At 42.8% G+C, this 19,059-nt stretch carries 11 protein-coding genes and 1 tRNA gene; 11 read left to right on the forward strand and 1 reads right to left on the reverse strand.

Annotated elements, in window-relative coordinates:
* Positions 1-8 precede the first annotated feature (8 nt).
* Both ACFS6H_RS06035 and ACFS6H_RS06040 read left to right on the forward strand, forming a co-directional pair.
* Positions 9-1,415, forward strand: coding sequence for a hypothetical protein (locus ACFS6H_RS06035; RefSeq protein ID WP_386096282.1), 1,407 nt, complete (start codon positions 9-11; stop codon positions 1,413-1,415).
* A 36-nt stretch (positions 1,416-1,451) separates the two neighbouring features.
* The gene (locus ACFS6H_RS06040; protein WP_386096284.1) at positions 1,452-4,262 is read left to right on the forward strand and encodes a TonB-dependent receptor domain-containing protein; all 2,811 of its coding nucleotides are present in this window, start codon (positions 1,452-1,454) and stop codon (positions 4,260-4,262) included.
* 123 nt (positions 4,263-4,385) lie between these two features.
* Here ACFS6H_RS06040 and ACFS6H_RS06045 read toward each other — a convergent pair whose 3' ends face one another.
* Positions 4,386-4,961: a Crp/Fnr family transcriptional regulator gene (locus tag ACFS6H_RS06045; RefSeq protein WP_386096286.1), complete on the reverse strand. Its 576-nt coding sequence runs from the start codon at positions 4,959-4,961 to the stop codon at positions 4,386-4,388.
* Between the two features lie 347 nt (positions 4,962-5,308).
* On the opposite strand from ACFS6H_RS06045, the gene ACFS6H_RS06050 reads away from it, so the two are divergent.
* The 9 genes from ACFS6H_RS06050 to ACFS6H_RS06090 all read left to right on the forward strand — a co-directional run bounded on the left by ACFS6H_RS06050 (position 5,309) and on the right by ACFS6H_RS06090 (position 18,946).
* A complete protein-coding gene (locus tag ACFS6H_RS06050; protein WP_386096288.1) occupies positions 5,309-5,911 on the forward strand; it encodes a TetR/AcrR family transcriptional regulator in 603 nt (200 codons plus the stop codon).
* A 47-nt stretch (positions 5,912-5,958) separates the two neighbouring features.
* On the forward strand, positions 5,959-6,576 hold the full coding sequence (locus tag ACFS6H_RS06055; RefSeq protein WP_386096290.1) for a TetR/AcrR family transcriptional regulator: 618 nt from the start codon (positions 5,959-5,961) through the stop codon (positions 6,574-6,576).
* Positions 6,577-6,597: 21 nt separating this feature from the next.
* Positions 6,598-7,968 (forward strand): TolC family protein, encoded by a 1,371-nt coding sequence (locus ACFS6H_RS06060; RefSeq protein WP_386096292.1) that lies wholly within the window; start codon positions 6,598-6,600, stop codon positions 7,966-7,968.
* Positions 7,969-8,009: 41 nt separating this feature from the next.
* The gene (locus ACFS6H_RS06065) at positions 8,010-9,080 is read left to right on the forward strand and encodes an efflux RND transporter periplasmic adaptor subunit (RefSeq protein WP_386096294.1); all 1,071 of its coding nucleotides are present in this window, start codon (positions 8,010-8,012) and stop codon (positions 9,078-9,080) included.
* A 176-nt stretch (positions 9,081-9,256) separates the two neighbouring features.
* Positions 9,257-12,436, forward strand: a complete 3,180-nt coding sequence (locus tag ACFS6H_RS06070) for an efflux RND transporter permease subunit (RefSeq protein ID WP_386096296.1) — start codon at positions 9,257-9,259, stop codon at positions 12,434-12,436.
* 372 nt (positions 12,437-12,808) lie between these two features.
* Positions 12,809-14,824, forward strand: a complete 2,016-nt coding sequence (locus ACFS6H_RS06075) for a beta-mannosidase (RefSeq protein ID WP_386096298.1) — start codon at positions 12,809-12,811, stop codon at positions 14,822-14,824.
* A gap of 36 nt (positions 14,825-14,860) precedes the next feature.
* The gene (locus ACFS6H_RS06080) at positions 14,861-17,146 is read left to right on the forward strand and encodes a GH92 family glycosyl hydrolase (RefSeq protein WP_386096300.1); all 2,286 of its coding nucleotides are present in this window, start codon (positions 14,861-14,863) and stop codon (positions 17,144-17,146) included.
* Between the two features lie 227 nt (positions 17,147-17,373).
* Positions 17,374-18,816 carry a glycoside hydrolase family 125 protein gene (locus ACFS6H_RS06085; RefSeq protein WP_449343073.1) on the forward strand — a complete coding sequence of 481 codons (1,443 nt, stop codon included), beginning with the start codon at positions 17,374-17,376 and terminating at the stop codon, positions 18,814-18,816.
* A gap of 56 nt (positions 18,817-18,872) precedes the next feature.
* Positions 18,873-18,946: transfer RNA gene (locus ACFS6H_RS06090), tRNA-Pro, on the forward strand.
* The last annotated feature ends 113 nt before the right edge of the window (positions 18,947-19,059 follow it).

Genomic DNA, 19,059 nt, shown 5'->3' on the forward strand with positions numbered 1-19,059 from the left:
ATGCAATCATGATATACAAAAATATTATAACAGTCTTCTTGCTTTTGATAGCAGCAGGTACGGTTACCGCACAGAACAAACGGAAAATGGAAATCACTATTCAGTCATCTACTGTAAATGGTAAGGAAATACTTGATACGGTGATTAAAATTAATGATGTTGTAAAAACCAATTTGAAAGCAAAAAATGTTGTTGGCGAAGCATCGGCCAATGGAGTTGATACTATACAAATAGTAAACTTTATGAGAAGGCTTACCATTAAGCCCTCAAAAGATAATAAAGTAAGAATTGCTACTACGGTGTACTATGACGAAAGCAAACCAATACTGGCTGATGATGTGTATATTAAACAGGCGAATATTGTACAGGTTAAAAATAAAAATGTACTGCAATTACAAATTGGAAGTACGGCACAGTTTAGGGATAAAAACTTTCCCTGGAAAAATATGATTATCGGGAACGAAGCAATCATAAACAATAAAGGCGAGCACTATAGTACTACTGCCAGGGCATCCAGCATTACATCTTCTGGTTATAGTAATACACAAACTACAACTACAACTACTACCAGTACGGTAACTTCTGATACTAAAAATTCGAATATGGATATAGTCGCATCAGCCGGAAGTAGTCGTACTATTATGAAAGTGGATAGTAGTAAACGTACCGTGATGCAAATTGTAGATGCGGCTACAACAACTGAAGATGACGATGAGTTTATTAATAGATTACAGGTTAATGATATTGAATTAGAGTTGCCGGCAAATAAAAGTATTGTCATTAAAAGTAAATATGGTAATATCATCGTGAACGGAAATAAAAACAACTTCGACTTTGATTTAATAAGCTCTTCATTGGAATTACCAGATGTAGAAACAGTGAAAATAAAAAGTGAGTTTTCTAATATTTCGGCCAGTAATATTAAAAGTGGCGACCTGGAAGTTAAAAGTGGCTCTCTTACTATCAGAGACGCCGGAACACTTGGGCTTAAAGCCGACTTTGCCAATATAAATATTAAATCAGTAGATAAAATTACGGGTCGTGGTAATTCAAGTAATTTTGATATTATAACAGCCGGACTAACGGAATTGGAGCAATCGTTTGGTACCCTGCGTATTACAAATTTGAAGAATGACCTAACACTCAAAGCCGCAAATACGGAGGTTAAAATATTCAACCTGGCATCAACGATAAAAAATATAGATATTACCAACAAATTTGCGACAATCAACATACCGCTGCAAAACATGAATAACTATAAACTGGAAACCAGCGGAACTTACTCCAGCCTCATTGGAATGGCAGACATTATAGAAGAGCGTGTTAATAATGAGAAAATTTATAAAAAAACAACTGGTTCCGGTAACCTGAATATAAGGATAACTTGCCCGCACTGCACGACAGATTTTAGATAAAATCGGCTTTCAACACTTACAATAACAAACCCATAAATGAGAAGATTATTCTTACTGGCATTGCTATGCATTGCCTCGGCTACATATGCCCAAAAAGGAAGCATTACCGGTATAATAAAAGATAGTAGCCTGAACAAAAATATTCCGCTGGCGACTATTTCAGTATTTAAAGCAAAAGACACCAGCATAGTAACATACAGGTTAAGCGATGAGGAAGGTAAATTTAAAGTACCAGGTTTACCATTGAACGAAACATTGCGTTGTGTAATTACTTATTCCGGGTACGAAGCATTTAGAAAAGAATTTACATTAAGCGCCGGTCAACAGGATATTACCATTGAAAATATATGGATGATACCTACAACACGGGAGTTAGATGAAGTGATCATTATGTCAGAACGTCCACCGGTTACTATTAAGAATGATACCATTGAATTTAATGCAAATTCCTTTAAAACATTACCCAATGCTTTAGTAGAAGATCTTTTAAAAAAACTGCCGGGTGTATTTGTTGATAAAGAAGGCAACATAATGGTAAATGGGAAGCCGGTGAACAGGATAATGGTAGATGGAAAAAACTTCTTTGGAACCGACCCTAAAATGGCAAGCAGAAATTTACCGGCAAACATCATTGATAAAGTACAGGTAACGGATGATAAAGAAGAACTGGAAAGGAATGCCGATAACAACCTGTCCAATGTTGGTAAAGTAGTAAATATTACCTTGAAAAAAGGGGTTAAAAAAGGATTGTTTGGAAAGCTTTATGCGGGTGGCGGCACGGATGACCGTTTTGAAGGAGGAGGTATTGTAAACATGTTCAGGGATACATTACAAATAAGTTTGTTAGGGTATGCCAATAACCTGAATAAAACAGGGTTTACCTACGGCGAACTAATGCAGGCAGGAGGGCTTAGCCGGAGTATGGGTAACCTGAACAGTACCAGTACCACTACATCCCGGTATAGTTCAGGCGGAAGCAATATTGTGGTAAACGGGGTGAATTTTGGAGGTGCGCATAGGGGAGGAGGTATTTCCAACAGTAAAGGCGCAGGTATAAACATTAATCATTATCCTAACAACAAACAATCCATTTTTGGGCAATATTTTTTTGGCAATATAAGAGTGGATCAATGGCGTAAAGTAAATACCAAACAATTTAATGAAGACACCATTATTGTGCAGGATAATTTAACTACGGCAGATATTATTTCCAACGCCCATAACTTTGGACTGGGCACTAAACTAAAGCCTGATTCTGTTACAACTATTATTGCAAATGCTACCTATACTTTAGGCTTACAAGATGAAATAAGAAATACAAATATCAGTAGCAGCAATAATAAGTTGGGCAATTTAAGTAATGGTAATATTGGACAGGATAACGTAAATAATACATACAATTACAGTCATTACTTTACCGTTACCAGGTTATCAAAACGAAAAAAGGGAGCCCGCTTTACAGCTACGCATGGTTTGGATATATCGAACACCCGGGCCGATTTTACCACCAACTCGCTTACCAATATTTTGTATCCTATCTTATTTGACAGTACCTTACAACAATTACGTGCAGAACGTGTTCCCCGTACCAATATTTACGGTGCCCTGGTTTATCGGTTGCCGTTAAATAATAGCTTTGCTGTAACTGCATCAGCAAGATACGATTACAATAAGCTGAACAATAAAGTAAACACTTTTGATGCGGATGGTGATAAAAAATACGATCAATTAAATCCTTTATTAAGTAATACATTTAACCGGGAGTTTCATCGCTCCAGTAACTACGTAGGGTTACAATACATGTATAAAAAATTGACCATTACGCCTGGTGTTACAGCATTGTGGCAACAATATGATAACCGGTTATTATCGTTGAACAATGCTATTACAAAAAGTCAGTTTAACTTTTTACCGGCTTTAGGTATTGTGTTTAAGGAGTTTAATTTTAACTATAATAAGGATGTTTCCTTACCGGCCTACACCAATTTAATTCCTGCATTAAACAATACCAATCCGTATTACTTAACCAATGGTAATCCTGATTTAAAGCCAGCGGAAAGAGACAATTTCAGGATTAACTATTACCATAACAACAGCAAGAAAAATTTAAACATCAGCTTATATGCTACCGCAACACTTACCCGGAACGATGTTGTGCAGGATATTGTGGTAGATAAATCCGGTATTCAAACCAGTACACCGGTAAATGCAAATGGTAGTAAAAATGCAACGGTTAACTACAATATTAACAAGCAATATAAGTACAATGCTAAATTTACCTTTGGCTGGAATGCAGGCGGCTGGTATGGTTTAAATAAAAATAAACTTTCGTATAACGGCGAAACAAGTTGGCAAAATAATTTTAACCTGGAACATTGGGCAGGCGTTAACTTGAATTTTAACGACAAGGTTGAATGGAATAACGATATGTCTTTGACCAATTACCAATCTACATTTACCAGCAGTAATTTTTCAACACTAAAGACCAATCAAAAATCAGTTTCAACTGAGTTAATTATCCGGATGCCTAAACATGTAATTTGGGAATCGGTGTTGCAGTACGAAAACAATGGCAATGTGCCGGCCGGGATTCCTAAAAATGTTACCCGTTTAAGTATGGCTGTAAATTTTACCATGTTAAAGGATGAGAAAGGCGTATTAAAACTAAGTGTATGGGATCTATTAAATCAAAACAACAGCATTGGTTTAGTTACTAACCGCAATATTATTTCTGCAACGCAAACAAATGTACTGGGACGATATTTTATGGCAACCTTTACCTATAATATTCGCCAGATAGGTGCAGCTAAAAAGAAAGTAGGGGGCAGCGGAATATTTGGGTATTAATAGGTGAACAGAAGGAATAGTGGTGCTCCGGCTATTCGAAACTGGTAGTTTGGTAATCGTATTCTTTCACCTCTGGCCATATATAACTATAGTACAAAAGCAAACCTGCTACTCATGAACAAATTATTTGGTAATGATCCGTTTCCGGATCCGGCTCAGCGATTCGGGGGTCATACCCAGATAACTGGCGAGTAAACGCTGCGGCACTCTTTGTATGAGATCAGGTCTTTCGTTCAGCAGGTTCAGGTAACGTTGTTCGGGTGAAGAAGTGATAAAGCCCGCAAAAGCATCCTGGGTTTTACCAAAATCCTGCTCCACCATGGCCTGAGCTATACGTTCCAGTTTGGGGTATTTTGCATACATGGCCCGCTCTTCTTCCGGGTTGCCTGCCAGGATGAGCGCATCTTCTAAAGTAACCAGGGAACTGCGGGAAGGTGTCTGGCTGGTTTTGCTGGTAAAAAAATTAATGGCCTGGTCCTCGGTATAAAAAGCGATGGTTTTCTCTATACCGTCTTCCAGTGTATATTGTCTCAGGCATCCTTTTAATACAAAGTAACAAAGACGGCAAACCTTTCCCTGGTGTACCAGTATGGTATCTTTTTTTACCTCCTTTACAATGATCTGGCTGGCCAGCTCGGTAATCTCTTCCGGTGTAAATGCATTGATTTTTGATAAAAACGCTATCAGCTCCTTTGCCATCGGGTTGGGTATTAGTATACAAATATATTGAAACGGTAAGCGGGGCGCTGGCTACCCGCTTAGATTATGATGGATGGCTACTGGCCTGTTTACAAGGCCGAAAAACTGGAAAAAGCCGGTCAATGAACGGGACGTACAAGCGAGCGTGGCAACAGGCGATGCCATTTGTACAGCAGCCGGTAACAACCTATAAAACCCCGTCGGACAGGGCTTTTTATTTTGCTAAACGATTGTTAGTGTTCGAATTCCTGTTAAAAAAATCCAAACGCCGGAAAATTAATTTGACAATGTGGGAATTAATACTACTTTTGTTTAACAATTTTGTCAAACATTAATGTTAACCCGGTATGAGTGCAAAAGATAAAGGAACGGAAGAGCTGATCAAAGAGACCGCCAAGCGGATCTTCTTTGCTGAGGGAAAGTTTCATGCCACCACCCAGGAAATTGCCGATGCCGCCGGGGTTAACCGTACCCTCTTGCATTATTATTTCCGTTCCAGGGATATTTTGCTGGAGAAAGTAATTATAGAGGGGCAGCAGGAATTTAAGCTGAAGTTATCGGAAAAGATCGATCCGAATATCAGTTTCAAAGAAAAAGTAGGCGAGATCATTGATATATGGATGGAGCATGCCAAAAAGTACCCTTACCTGGATGCTTACCTGGCTTCCCAGATCCATAACAGCGAGATGGTGGATAATATACATGCGAAGGGCCGGCCGGACAGTAAGCTGGTGGAAAGTTTTTTTGCTGAAATGCAGGTAGAGATGGACAAGGGAACCATTCCGCAAATGGATCCTTACCAGTTTTTACTGAATATCATCTCCCTGGTATCTTATCCGCTGACCATGCGTCCCCTGCTGGAGAAAGGCCTGGCAGTAAGTAAAAAATCATATAGCAAGTTAATAGCCGAACGTAAGGAGGCAATTTTAAAGACATTGTTCAGAAAGTAATTTTTTTTGTACCAAAATTGACAAAAATGTTAAACATAAATGTTTATATGGAAAATAATAACATCCTGATGAATGCGATGATATTGTTCATGCAGAAAGGTCCGCATAGTATTACTTTAGACGAAATAGCACAACGCAGCGGCATCTCCAAAAAAACAATTTATAAGTCCTACACCGATAAAACGGCTTTTGTGGATGCCGTGTATAAACATATCATCAACCATACGGAAAAGCGTTTACTGGATATTACCGATAAAGGCGATAATGCGGTTACCGAGTACAAAAACATTTGTAAAACCATTATTGCTTTAAATAAACATTTTAATCCCACGGTGATCAGCGAGCTGAGACGTTTTTATTACAGCACGTATCGTGAATATAAAGTTTTCCGCAACCTGTTTTTACCTACCCTGCTTTCCTATAATATTGAAAGAGGCATACGCGAAAATGTATACAACGATACGATCAACAGCGACCTGTTTGCGGCACATACCGTGTACCAGCTGGAATATATTAATAAAATGCCGGCGTCGCTGTTGCAGGATAATTCAAAACGGCATATCAAACAACAGCTGGTAAAATTTATACTCTACAGTTTAACCACACCTGATGGAAAAAAACTGGTGGACAATACAACAACAAACAACCTCACCTATAACAATTAACAGTAAATAACCTGAAACAACATGATAAAAGATCTATTTCGCAAAACGGTGTTCAGCTTACTGGCCATAGCGGTGTTTATACCGGCAAGCCAGGCCCAGGATACCGAAACGCTGACGCTGAAAAACGCCTTGAATTATGCACTGGCGCATTATACCGATGCCCGCAAAGCAAAACTGGATGTTACCAATTCGCAATACCAGGTTGATGAAGTAAGAGCAAGGGCCTTGCCGCAGATCAGCGGATCGGGCGGGTTGAACTATAACCCCCTGTTACAAATGAGCGCCTTACCGGGTGAGCTGAACCCGGTTAACCCCGGCCAGACCTTACTGGTGGCTTTTGGCCAGAAATGGAATGCGAACGTTGGCGTATCGCTTACCCAAAACTTATTTGATCAATCGGTATTTGTGGGGCTGAAAGCGGCAAAAACCACCAAAGAGTTTTACCAGCTGAATGCCCAGTTAACTGAAGAACAGGTATTGGAAAAAGTAGCTACCGCTTATTACCAGGTATTGGTACAGCGCCAGCAGATAGCCACTACCGACAGTAATATACAGACCACACAAAAAGTACGCAATGTGATACAGGGCCAGTTTGAAAACGGCCTGGGAAAAAAGATTGATGTGGACAGGCTGGATGTAAAATTATCTAACCTGCAAAGCCAGCGCCAGCAACAGTTAAACGCTGTAGCACAATACGAAAACCAGTTAAAGTTTTTTATAGGTATGCCTATTGGTACGGCTATTACTATTCCGGATATGGAGAACAAAACCGTTGATGTGTTTGCCATTGACCTGCCCGATACCATTGCTACCGATACCCGCACCAATGTACTGGTACTGGAAAAACAACACGAGTTATTAAAACAAAAAAGGCAATCCATATTGGCGGAGTATTATCCCAGCCTGTCTTTAACCGGTAATTACAGTTACCAGGGCCTGTCTAACGACTTTCCCATTTTTAAAGGCGCTTCGCAGGGGGCCAACTGGTTTGATGTAAGTACGGTAGGGTTGAACTTAAAAGTGCCCATCTTTAACGGTAACGGTACAAAAGCCAGGACCAAGCAGGTGGATATTGAAATAGGCAAACTGAAAGAAGATATGTATGCTACCACGCAAAACCTGAACCTGGATTATGATAATGCCAAAACACAGATCAAAAACTCCATCATTATCCTTAACAACCAGCAAAAAAATATTGAGCTGGCACAAAAGGTCATGGACAATACCCAGAATAATTACCAACAGGGACTGGCTACTTTAACCGATCTGCTGGATGCACAAACGGCTTTGTATGATGCCCAGAATACCTATACGGTTAGTTTACTGGATTATCGTTTAGCCGAAGTGAAACTGATCAAATCAAAAGGCCAGTTAAGAACCTTATTGAATTAATTTTTTAAGCAACAAACAAATAAACCGAAAACAGATACTACATGAAAAAGATTGTAAAAATTTTATTAACCATTGTTATTATCGCCGGACTGGTGGCAACCGCAGGCTTTGTAATGATAAATAATAAAAAGAAAAATGATGAGAAAACGGCTGTGGTGGCACAGACCAATGCTGCTATTGCGGTACGGGTAAGTAAAGTGGAAAAAACACCTTTAAGTCTTGACTTTTTAGCCAACGGAAAATTTGCCCCGGGCCAGGAACTTAATTTCTCGGCAGAAACGGCGGGCCGTGTGATCAGTGTACTGGTGGATGAAGGAAGTATGGTAAGAAAAGGCCAGACCCTGGCGGTGATAAAAACCGAGAACTTGTCGGTGGATGTACAAACCGCTAAAGAAGCCTACCAGAATGCTTTAAGAGATAAACAACGTTATGAGAACGCTTTTAAAACAGGCGGTGTTACCCAGCAGCAGGTTGACCAGGCCGAACTGGCTTTGACCAATGCGGAAGCAAAAGTAAAACAGGCAAATATCCGTGTAGCAGATGCCAATATCAGGGCCTCTATCAACGGTATTGTAAATAAAAGAATGATAGAACCCGGATCAGTATTAGCGCCCGGTACACAATTGTTTGAAATTGTTGACGTATCTACCTTAACCCTTGATGTTGCCGTTACCGAAGCGCAGGTGGCCAATTTAAAAGTAGGGGATGTGGTAGCTGTAAAAGCCAGTGTATTACCCGACCAGGAATTTAAGGGTAAGGTAAAATTTATTGCTCCCAAAGCAGATGCCAGTCTGAATTTCCCGGTTAAAATAGAGATCACCAATAACAATGCTACATCTTTAAAAGCCGGTATGTATGGTATTGCCGAGTTCAGTTTCCCGCAGCAACAGCCGGTGATACTGGTACCCCGCAGCGCTTTTGTGGGTAGTGTAAGTAATAACCAGGTATTTGTGGCCGATGCCAATAATAAAGTGCAGTTACGTACCGTAGTATCGGGCCGTATAGCCGGTGAGCAGGTAGAAGTGGTAAGTGGTTTACAGGAAGGTGAACTGGTAGTGACCAGTGGACAGATCAACCTGGCAGATGGAAGTATAATTACGATTATTAAATAAGGAGTTGTTAAGCGAAAGTATAGTTACCCGGCGGCGTAAGGTTTAGGGGTGAGGCATAAGGCTTAAGGTATAAGGTGAAAGGCCTGAGGTATAGGGTGTAAGGTATGAGGTGTAGGGGATAACTATGGGGCAACTAAATTAATCACCCGTTTAGCGGGTTAATAAAAGATACAAGAATGAAAATTGCTGAAATATCAATAAAAAAGCCGGCACTGGTAATTGTACTGTTTACGGTGCTGATATTGGGCGGTATACTCAGTTATACCTCGCTCAACTATGAACTGTTACCCAAGTTCTCGCCTTCGGTGGTATCGGTAACTACGGTATACCCCGGAGCCTCACCCAGCGAGGTGGAGAACACGGTCTCCAGGAAAATTGAAGATGCCGTTTCTTCTATGGAGAACATCAAAAAACTGGAATCAAAATCATATGAAAGTTTATCATCGGTAATTATTACGCTGAACAGCGGTACCGATGTTGACAATGCATTGAATGATGCACAACGGAAAGTAAATGCTATTTTAAAAGATCTGCCGGATGATGTGGATCCTCCGTCGCTGAATAAATTCTCGCTGGACGACTTACCGGTAATGACCATCTCTGCCTCGGCTAAACTGGATGAAGCGGCATTTTTTGACCTGATGGACAAACGTGTGGGTCCGGTTATTTCAAGGGTACCAGGTGTGGCCCAGGTAAACCTGATAGGTGGCCAGGAGCGTGAGATACAGGTAAGCATGGATGCGGCCAAACTGGAAGCTAACGGCCTTTCGGTACTACAGGTGCAGCAGGCTATTTTAGCAGCCAACCTCGATTTTCCTACCGGTAGTGTGCAAACCCGTAACCAGGATGTACTGATCCGCCTGGCCGGTAAATTTAAAACCATTGATGAGTTAAGGAACCTGGTAGTAGCTACCAGTCCGGCCGGTGGCCAGGTACGGTTAAGTGATGTGGCTGATGTACAGGATGCACAGAAAGATGTGGAGAAGATCGCAAGGGTTAACCAGGAGAGCGCTATTGCGGTGCAGATCATGAAACAATCGGATGCCAATGCCGTAAGTGTGAGTGAGGGAGTACAAAAAATTATTGAACGCTTACATAAAGAATATGCATCGGCTGATTTAAAACTCAGTATCGCGAATGATAGTTCGGTATATACATTGGAATCGGCTAATGCGGTAATTTTTGACCTGGTATTAGCGATCATCCTCGTAGCAATAGTGATGTTATTCTTCCTGCACAGTATCCGTAATGCCCTGATCGTTATGGTGGCCATCCCGGCCTCATTGATCGCCACCTTCATTGGTATGAGCCTGCTGGGTTACTCTTTAAACCTGATGTCCTTATTAGGTTTATCGCTGGTGGTAGGTATATTGGTGGATGATGCCATCGTGGTTCTGGAAAATATATACCGCCATATGGAGATGGGTAAGAACCGTGTGAGGGCTGCTTTTGATGCCACGAAGGAGATCGGCTTTACCGTTGTATCTATTACCCTGGTAATTGTGGTGGTGTTTATTCCTATTGCCTTAAGCACGGGATTAGCGGCTGATATATTGAAAGAGTTTTGTGTAACCGTATCTATCGCTACCTTATTATCACTCTTGTCATCCTTTACCATTGTTCCCTGGTTATCCTCCCGTTTTGGTAAACTGGAGCATATTACCGGCAAGGGACTTTTTGGGAAAATTATCCTGGGTTTTGAAAAAGGCCTGAACAAGTTCACCGATTTTATTACCGGCATTTTAAAATGGGCCCTGAAGTATAAGAAAACCACCCTGGCCGCTGTATTTGCCTTACTGATCGGTTCGTTCATGCTGATCGGGGCAGGCTTTATCGGTGCGGAATTCTTTGCAAAAAGTGACCGTGGTGAATTCCTGGTACAGATAGAAATGCCGAAGGATGTGTCGCTGGAGCAAACCAACCTGATGACACAAAAGGCAGAATCCTTCCTGCGTACCAAACCCGAAGTGGTGAGAATTATTTCTACGGTGGGCCAGTCCAGCGATGGTGGTATGGGTGCTTCGCAGGCAACTGCTTACAAAGCAGAGATCAGTGTACAACTGGTAGAGAAGAAAGACCGTAAGGATGACTCTTATATCTATGCGGCCAAGATCAAACGCGAGATTGAAAATGTACTGGTAGGTGCTAAAGTGAAAACCGTACCTGTGAGTATATTAGGTTCTGCTGAGCAGGCGCCGCTTGCCCTGGTGGTAACCGGTCCTAACCTGGATAGTGTAATGAGTTTTGCCAAAACATCCATGAACGCTTTATCGCAGATCAAAGGTGCATCGGAGATGAAACTGTCGGTGGAAGCCGGTAACCCCGAGATCAGCGTAAAGGTGGACAGGGATAAAATGGCTTCCTTAGGTTTGTCCTTACAAACCGTAGGCGCTACCATGCAAACAGCCTTCAGTGGCAATACCAATGGTAAATATCGTGCGGGTGAATATGAGTACGATATCAATATCAGGTTTAACCAGTTCAACCGTCAAAGTGTGGATGATGTAAACAACCTGTTATTTGTAAATAATAAAGGAACCCAGATAAAATTATCACAGTTTGCTACTGTAACTGAAAGCTCAGGCCCCAGCATGCTGGAGCGCAGGGATAAAAGTACTTCGGTAACGGTGCAGGCGCAGGCCGTGGGCCGCCCAACCGGTACCATTGCAGCAGAATGGGGTGAGCAGGTGGATAAGCTGCCACGTCCTACCGGTGTGAATTATGTATGGGGTGGTGATATGGAAAACCAGAGCGAAGGTTTTGGCTCACTGGGTATTGCTTTATTAGCGGCCATTGTACTGGTATACCTGATCATGGTGGCATTGTATAATAACTTTGTGTATCCTTTTGTGGTGCTGTTCTCTATACCATTGTCTATCATCGGCGCCTTATTAGCCCTGGCGTTAACCAATAATTCACTGAACATCTTTACCATACTTGGCCTGATCATGTTAATTGGACTGGTAGCGAAGAATGCCATTATCCTGGTTGACTTTACCAACCAGCGTAAGGCCGAGGGAGAAACAACTTATAATGCATTGATACAGGCCAACCATGCCAGGTTACGTCCTATTTTAATGACCACGATCGCGATGGTGATCGGTATGTTACCCATTGCCCTGGCGAGTGGGGCCGGCGCCGAATGGAAAAACGGCCTGGCCTGGGTAATCATCGGTGGCCTGTTAAGTTCCTTATTCCTCACCCTGATCGTAGTACCGGTGATGTACGCCATTTTTGATAAACTGATCACAAAATTCAATAAGGGTAAAAAGCCACAGTCCATTGATGAACTGATGGTAGCCGATTATGAGCACCGCCAGTTGAGTGAAGACGGCTTTACCCCCAAACATGTATAAGGATGGCTTTATAACTAAGAGCGGATTTTTTGCGGTTTGTTTGTTAGCCCTGCTTTCGTGAGGAAGCAGGGCTTTTTATTATACTTTAACCTACATCATGACCTGGCGAACCGATCTCATTTTCAAATTATCTCATTACCAAATTTCCAAATTTCTCTCCCCCATCCCCCCGTTTTCTACTTTTAAACGTTTTCTACATTACCGGGCTCAAGGCTGGTTTAACAGAGCGGTAAGGAAAGGGCTACTTTTTAAACAAAAAACCGGGGCTGTCCAACTGTTCAAATAAAGCCACCGGTTCGGTATTTTTTAATATCTTGAACCGTTGTTTTAACCTGTTTGCCCCCGGCAAAATCGCTAAATCACGCAAATAATATGTTACAAAAAAGTATTGCTTGTTTTTTCTTACTCTTCGCTATCAGTTTCCAGTGGGTATATGGCCAGGTGCAGGTACAGCAGCTTACCGGGTCCGGTCAAAAATGGTTCTTCCGTCAAAAAGACGATGCCTCCTGGTTAAGCGCCAAAGTGCCCGGTGAAGTGCACCTGGACCTGATGCAGCATAAAGTGATCCCTGACCCTTATTACCGGGATAATGAAAAAAAGGTACAATGGGTTGAAAGGGTGAACTGGGAGTACAGCACCAGTTTTAATGTGACGAACCCGGCTATCATGGCTGCAAAAAACATTGACCTGGTTTTTGACGGCCTGGATACCTATGCCGCTGTTTACCTGAATAACCAACTCGTATTATCGGCTGATAATATGTTCCGGCAGTGGCGGGTTAATATCAAACCTTTTTTGCAAAAGGCCAATAACAAACTGCATATTGTTTTTTACTCGGCTCAAAACCGGGTAGATTCTATGGCCAAGGCCGACCTGCCATATGTAATACCTGATAACCCCCGCGCTTATGTGCGCAAGGCACAATATCATTTTGGCTGGGACTGGGGCCCGAAACTAACAACAGCCGGTATCTGGCAGCCCATCCGCATTGAGGCGTATGATACTTATCCTGCCGAAAAACCTTATAAAGTACCGGTAGATGTGGCTTTAATAGAAAAGCCGGATGATAAAGGCACCAGTTTTTATTTACAGATAGATGGCAAACCTACCTATATGAAAGGCGCCAACTATATACCCATGGATGCTTTTGTTACCCGTACCACCAAAGATGATTACCGCAAAATGCTCATCATGGCCAAGGAATCTAACATGAATATGTTACGCATCTGGGGCGGTGGTATTTATGAGAATGACTACTTCTATGAGTTGTGCGACTCTTTAGGTATATATGTATGGCAGGACTTTATGTTTGCCGGCACCATGGTACCCGGTGATAAAGCTTTTTTTGATAATGTAAAGGAAGAGGTAAAATACCAGGTTAAACGCTTACGCAAATACAAAAGCATTGTCATCTGGTGCGGTAACAACGAAATGGAAGAAGCTTTTTACAAATGGGGCTGGCACCAGAGTTTCCGTATCTCCAAACAGGATTCGGTAAGGCTGATACGTGATTATGAAAGATTGTTCAAAGACAGTATTGCGGCCTGGGTAAAAGAACTGGACCCGCAGAGACCTTATGTATCTACTTCACCCCGTTACCATTGGTCGGTACCGGCCAGTATCACCGAAGGCGATAGCCATTACTGGGGTACCTGGTGGGGTGGTGAGGATTTTGAAGTGTTTGAAACAAAAACCGGCCGTTTTATCAGCGAATATGGTATGCAGGCCATGCCTAATTACAGCAGTGTATTATGGTATACCCAGCCACAGGAACGTTACCTCTACTCCGATGTACTGGAGCATCACCAGAAAGCGGGCAGGGGCTTCTGGAAGCTGAACAACTATTTAAAAGGGTATATGATCGATAGTGCAGTGATCGATAAAATGTCAGTGGAGGATTATACCTATTTGACCCAATGTGTGCAGTATTATGGTTTTAAAAACATGATACTTATACACCGTAGTCACCAGCCATATAACATGGGCACTTTATTATGGCAGTTGAATGATTGCTGGCCGGTTGCCAGCTGGAGTATCACCGATTATTATAACCGGGCGCCTAAAGCGGCCTGGTATGCGGTAAAACATACCTACAGCGATAACTTACCGCCAAGGGATAAAGTGCGTCCGAAAGACCTGCAATTGCAGAACCCTAACATTACTTATAAAGTAAGCGGCAATACCATTACGTTAAAAGCAACGGCTTTTGCCAAATATGTATTTGTGGATATAGCCGGTAACCTGGAAAGGTTAAGCGATAACTACTTTGACCTGCAACCAGGGGAAGAAAAGAAAATTATTTTCGACCTTAAGGCATTAAAAGGCAAGCCGGTTCAGATAAAAATAAAATCGCTCTGGGATGTTCATCATAAATATGGACATCAATAAGCAAGCATTGCGGCATAACAAACTAAAAACAACGGAATGAAGAATAAATGGTCAAAAACTTTATGGGTTGCATCGGCAGCCACGGTAACGGTACTGTTAAATGCCTGCGGCGGCACGGCAAAAACAGCTGCTACAGACACTAACTACACCCAATATGTGAACCCCTATATCGGCTCCGAAGGCCATGGCCACGTATTTGTAGGCGCCAATGTGCCGTATGGTGTGGTACAGCTGGGCCCGGTGAATATTATGCAGACCTGGGATAAATTCAACGGCTGGGACTGGTGCAGCGGTTATAACTATATCAGTAAAGAAATACTGGGTTTTGCTCATACGCACTTAAGCGGTACCGGCATCAGCGACCTGAATGATATACTGGTATTACCGGCAAACGGCACACCTGCTTTAACACCTATGAAGTTTGAAAATGAAGCTTCGGGTTATGGCTCCACTTTTAAGAAAGAAAATGAAAAAGTAGCACCGGGTTACTATAGCGTATACCTGGATAAATATAAAGTACAGGCTCAGCTGACGGCTACCGAAAGAGCAGGTTTTCATGAATACAAATTTGATAAAACCGACAGCGCTCATATACTGGTTGACCTGGCTTATGCCATGGGCTGGGATAAACCTGTAGAGACCGCCTTTAACGTGGTGAACGACTCTACCATTTTAGGGTACCGTTTTTCAAAGGGCTGGGCGCCTGACCAGCGGGTGTTCTTCGCTATTAAATTAGCACAACCTGCTACCAATATTCAACTATTCGACAGTACAGCTGCCTTAACCGGTAAAAATGTAACCGGTCGCCAGTTAAAAGCATTATTATTTGTAGATGCGGTTAAACAACCCACCATCAAAATGAAAGTGGGTATCTCTCCAACCAGCAGCGAAAAAGCATTGGCTAACCTGGATGCCGAGATCAGTCACTGGAACTTTGACCAGATAAAACAGGATGCCGGTAAAAAATGGAACGACCAGTTAGGTACCATACAGTTTGATGCAGATAAGGAAACAAAGACCATCTTTTATACCTCCTTATACCATACCATGTTCGTTCCCTCCCTGTTCAATGATCATGACAGGGGTTACATGGGTACCGATAAAAAAATATACCCCGATCCCGGCTTTGATAACTATACACTTTTCTCTTTATGGGATACCTACCGTGGCCTGCATCCGTTAATGACACTGGTACAGCCGCAGCGGGTAAATGATATCATACGCTCTTTCCTGAAAATATATGAGCAACAGGGCAAATTGCCGGTATGGCATTTAAACGGTAACGAAACCAATACTATGGTAGGTTACCCCGCTATTCCGGTAATTGTAGATGCTTACTTAAAAGGTTTCAGGGATTATGATGTGAACCTGGCTTACGAAGCCATTAAACAATCGGCCATGCAGCAAACGGATGGTATACAGTTTATCCAGAAACTGCAATACATACCGGCCGATAGCGTGAGGGAGTCGGTGGCCAAAGCGCAGGAATATGCGTTGAGCGACTGGGCAATTGCAGCCATGGCAAAAGACCTGGGCAAACAGGAAGATGCCGATTACTTTACCAAACGCGCCAAATTATACGAACTGTATTTTGATAAAAGCACCGGGCATTTCCGCGGTCGTATGGGCAATGACAGCTGGCGCACTCCTTTCAATCCTTTGGAAGCAAAACACCGCGATAACGACTATTGCGAAGGCAATGCCTGGCAATACACCTGGCTGGTACCGCAGGATGTACATGGCCTGAAACAACTGTTTGGCGGCGACCAGGGCTTTTTACAAAAGCTGGATACCTTCTTTACCACGCATGCGCAGCTGGGTGCCGAAGCATCACCGGATATTTCGGGCATGATCGGCCAGTACGCACACGGCAACGAGCCCAATCATCATATACCTTACTTATATGCTTATGGTGGCCAGCCCTGGAAAACGGCCGATATTGTACGCCAGGTGGCCGATACTTTTTATACCACCAAACCCGATGGTTTATGTGGTAACGAAGATGCGGGGCAAATGAGCGCCTGGTATGTACTGAGCGCCATGGGCTTTTACCCCGTTAACCCGGCGCAGGGCATTTTTATTTTCGGTTCACCGTTAATGAACAAAGCCGTACTGCAGGTGGGCAATAAAAAAACATTTAACATAGATGTGGTAAACCAGGCTAAAGAAAATAAGTATATTCAAAGCATTAAACTAAACGGTAAAGATTATACCAAATCCTATATCAGCTTTAAGGATATAGCAGCCGGTGGTAACCTGCAAATTACCATGGGTAATAAACCATCGGATAGTTTTGGGGTGAAGCCGGAGGACAGGCCTTAGGGAAATGTGCTGATTTGATGATGTGCTGATGTGATAATGAGGATGGATGACATAGATATGCAGTGATGATAATGGAGTAGATGGGTATTTGGAGGTGCCCCTCGTACCTCGGGTCGGGCTATTCGTTGCAAGTCCTCGCCACTCGTTCCTCGTGGCTCCGGGCTTTTCACTGCTATCCCTCACCCGGAAATAACGATTATTAAACGAATGCTTAAATAGTTAGTGATATGAATCAGAACAGGAAAGATTTTTTAAAGACCATGGGTATCATGTCGGCCGCCATGGCCGTAAAGCCCGGTAGTTTATTTGCACAGGGCGCTGTTAATACTTTTGAAAGTAAACGTCCGCCACTGGCCGAAAGACATTTTACCAGTGCGGCCGTGGAAGAGATGATCAAAAAAGTAAAAGACGGCTTAGCTACCAGCAACCCCGAAATGGGCTGGCTGTTTGAAAACTGTTTTCCCAATACACTCGATACAACGGTGGATCACAGTACCGTAAACGGACGCCCGGATACCTATGTTATTACCGGCGATATTGATGCCATGTGGCTGCGCGACAGCAGCGCCCAGGTATGGCCCTATTTATCGCTGATGAAAAACGATAAACCTTTACAACAGTTAATAGCCGGGGTAATTAACCGGCAAACAAAATGTATTTTGCTGGACCCCTATGCCAATGCTTTTTATAAGGACGGCAAAAAGGAAAGTAAATGGAAGAAAACGGATATCACCGATATGAAGCCGGGTATACACGAGCGTAAATGGGAGATCGATTCCCTGTGTTACCCCATTCGCCTGGCCTATCATTACTGGAAAGAAACGGGTGATACCGCACCCTTTGATGCCAACTGGAAACAGGCCATTAAATTAACCGTACAAACTTTTAAAGAGCAGCAGCGTAAAGACGGGTTGGGGCCTTATACCTTCCAGCGTGAAACGGCCTGGGCTACCGATGGTGTACCCATCAGCGGTTATGGTTACCCGGTAAAGCCCGTGGGTTTGATCGCCTCTATCTTCAGGCCCAGTGACGATGCCACGGTATTCTCTTTCCTGATACCGTCCAACTATTTCGCGGTAGTATCTTTAAAACAGGCAGCGGAGATGGTCTCCAAAATTTCAAAGGATGCGGCCCTGGCCAATGAATGTTCTTCCTTGTCCATTGAGGTAAGTAATGCCCTGAAGAAATATGCCGAAGTAGTACATCCTACCATTGGTAAAGTGCTGGCTTTTGAGGTAAATGGTTATGGCAGTCACCTGATCATGGACGATGCCAATATTCCATCGCTTTTATCCCTGCCTTATCTGGGCGCTATGGATGTAAAAGACCCGCTGTACCAGAATACCAGGCGTTTACTGTTATCACTGGAAAATCCTTTCTTCTTCAAAGGAAAGGCCGGTGAGGGCATCGGCGGGCCACATTGCGGCCTGGATATGATCTGGCCTATGAGTATTGTAATGAGGGCAAAAACCAGCCAGGATGTGAACGAAATAAAAGCCTGTTTAAAAATGCTGCAGACCACGCATGGCGGTACAGGTTTTATGCACGAATCCTTCCATAAAAACGATGCGGGTAACTTTACCCGTAAATGGTTTGCCTGGGCCAATACCATTTTCGGCGAGCTGATCATGAATTTATACCTGACCAAGCCCCATTTATTAAAAATCTGATTTTTTGTTGGTGGATATTGTATTAAATACTACATTTGCCCCCCAATTAAACGGATCGGGAAGTAGCGCAGGCCGGTAGCGCACCTGGTTTGGGACCAGGGGGTCGCAGGTTCGAATCCTGTCTTCCCGACTGAAATTGAAAAGGCAGCAGGAATGCTGCCTTTTTTTATTTGGATCATTTGCTGAAATTTTTATAGTAGCACATTTGCAATAACCTGTTGACCGTAATGGTTTGAAATTCGG

The organism is Terrimonas rubra, from assembly GCF_042686025.1.
GTDB lineage: Bacteria > Bacteroidota > Bacteroidia > Chitinophagales > Chitinophagaceae > Terrimonas > Terrimonas rubra.

Excerpts from the sequence above, each read along its gene's own strand:
- ACFS6H_RS06035 (WP_386096282.1), top strand. The coding sequence starts at position 9 with ATGATATACAAAAATATTATAACAGTCTTCTTGCTTTTGATAGCAGCA.
- ACFS6H_RS06040 (WP_386096284.1), top strand. The coding sequence starts at position 1,452 with ATGAGAAGATTATTCTTACTGGCATTGCTATGCATTGCCTCGGCTACA.
- ACFS6H_RS06045 (WP_386096286.1), bottom strand. The coding sequence starts at position 4,961 with ATGGCAAAGGAGCTGATAGCGTTTTTATCAAAAATCAATGCATTTACA.
- ACFS6H_RS06050 (WP_386096288.1), top strand. The coding sequence starts at position 5,309 with ATGAGTGCAAAAGATAAAGGAACGGAAGAGCTGATCAAAGAGACCGCC.
- ACFS6H_RS06055 (WP_386096290.1), top strand. The coding sequence starts at position 5,959 with ATGGAAAATAATAACATCCTGATGAATGCGATGATATTGTTCATGCAG.
- ACFS6H_RS06060 (WP_386096292.1), top strand. The coding sequence starts at position 6,598 with ATGATAAAAGATCTATTTCGCAAAACGGTGTTCAGCTTACTGGCCATA.
- ACFS6H_RS06065 (WP_386096294.1), top strand. The coding sequence starts at position 8,010 with ATGAAAAAGATTGTAAAAATTTTATTAACCATTGTTATTATCGCCGGA.
- ACFS6H_RS06070 (WP_386096296.1), top strand. The coding sequence starts at position 9,257 with ATGAAAATTGCTGAAATATCAATAAAAAAGCCGGCACTGGTAATTGTA.
- ACFS6H_RS06075 (WP_386096298.1), top strand. The coding sequence starts at position 12,809 with ATGTTACAAAAAAGTATTGCTTGTTTTTTCTTACTCTTCGCTATCAGT.
- ACFS6H_RS06080 (WP_386096300.1), top strand. The coding sequence starts at position 14,861 with ATGAAGAATAAATGGTCAAAAACTTTATGGGTTGCATCGGCAGCCACG.
- ACFS6H_RS06085 (WP_449343073.1), top strand. The coding sequence starts at position 17,374 with ATGAATCAGAACAGGAAAGATTTTTTAAAGACCATGGGTATCATGTCG.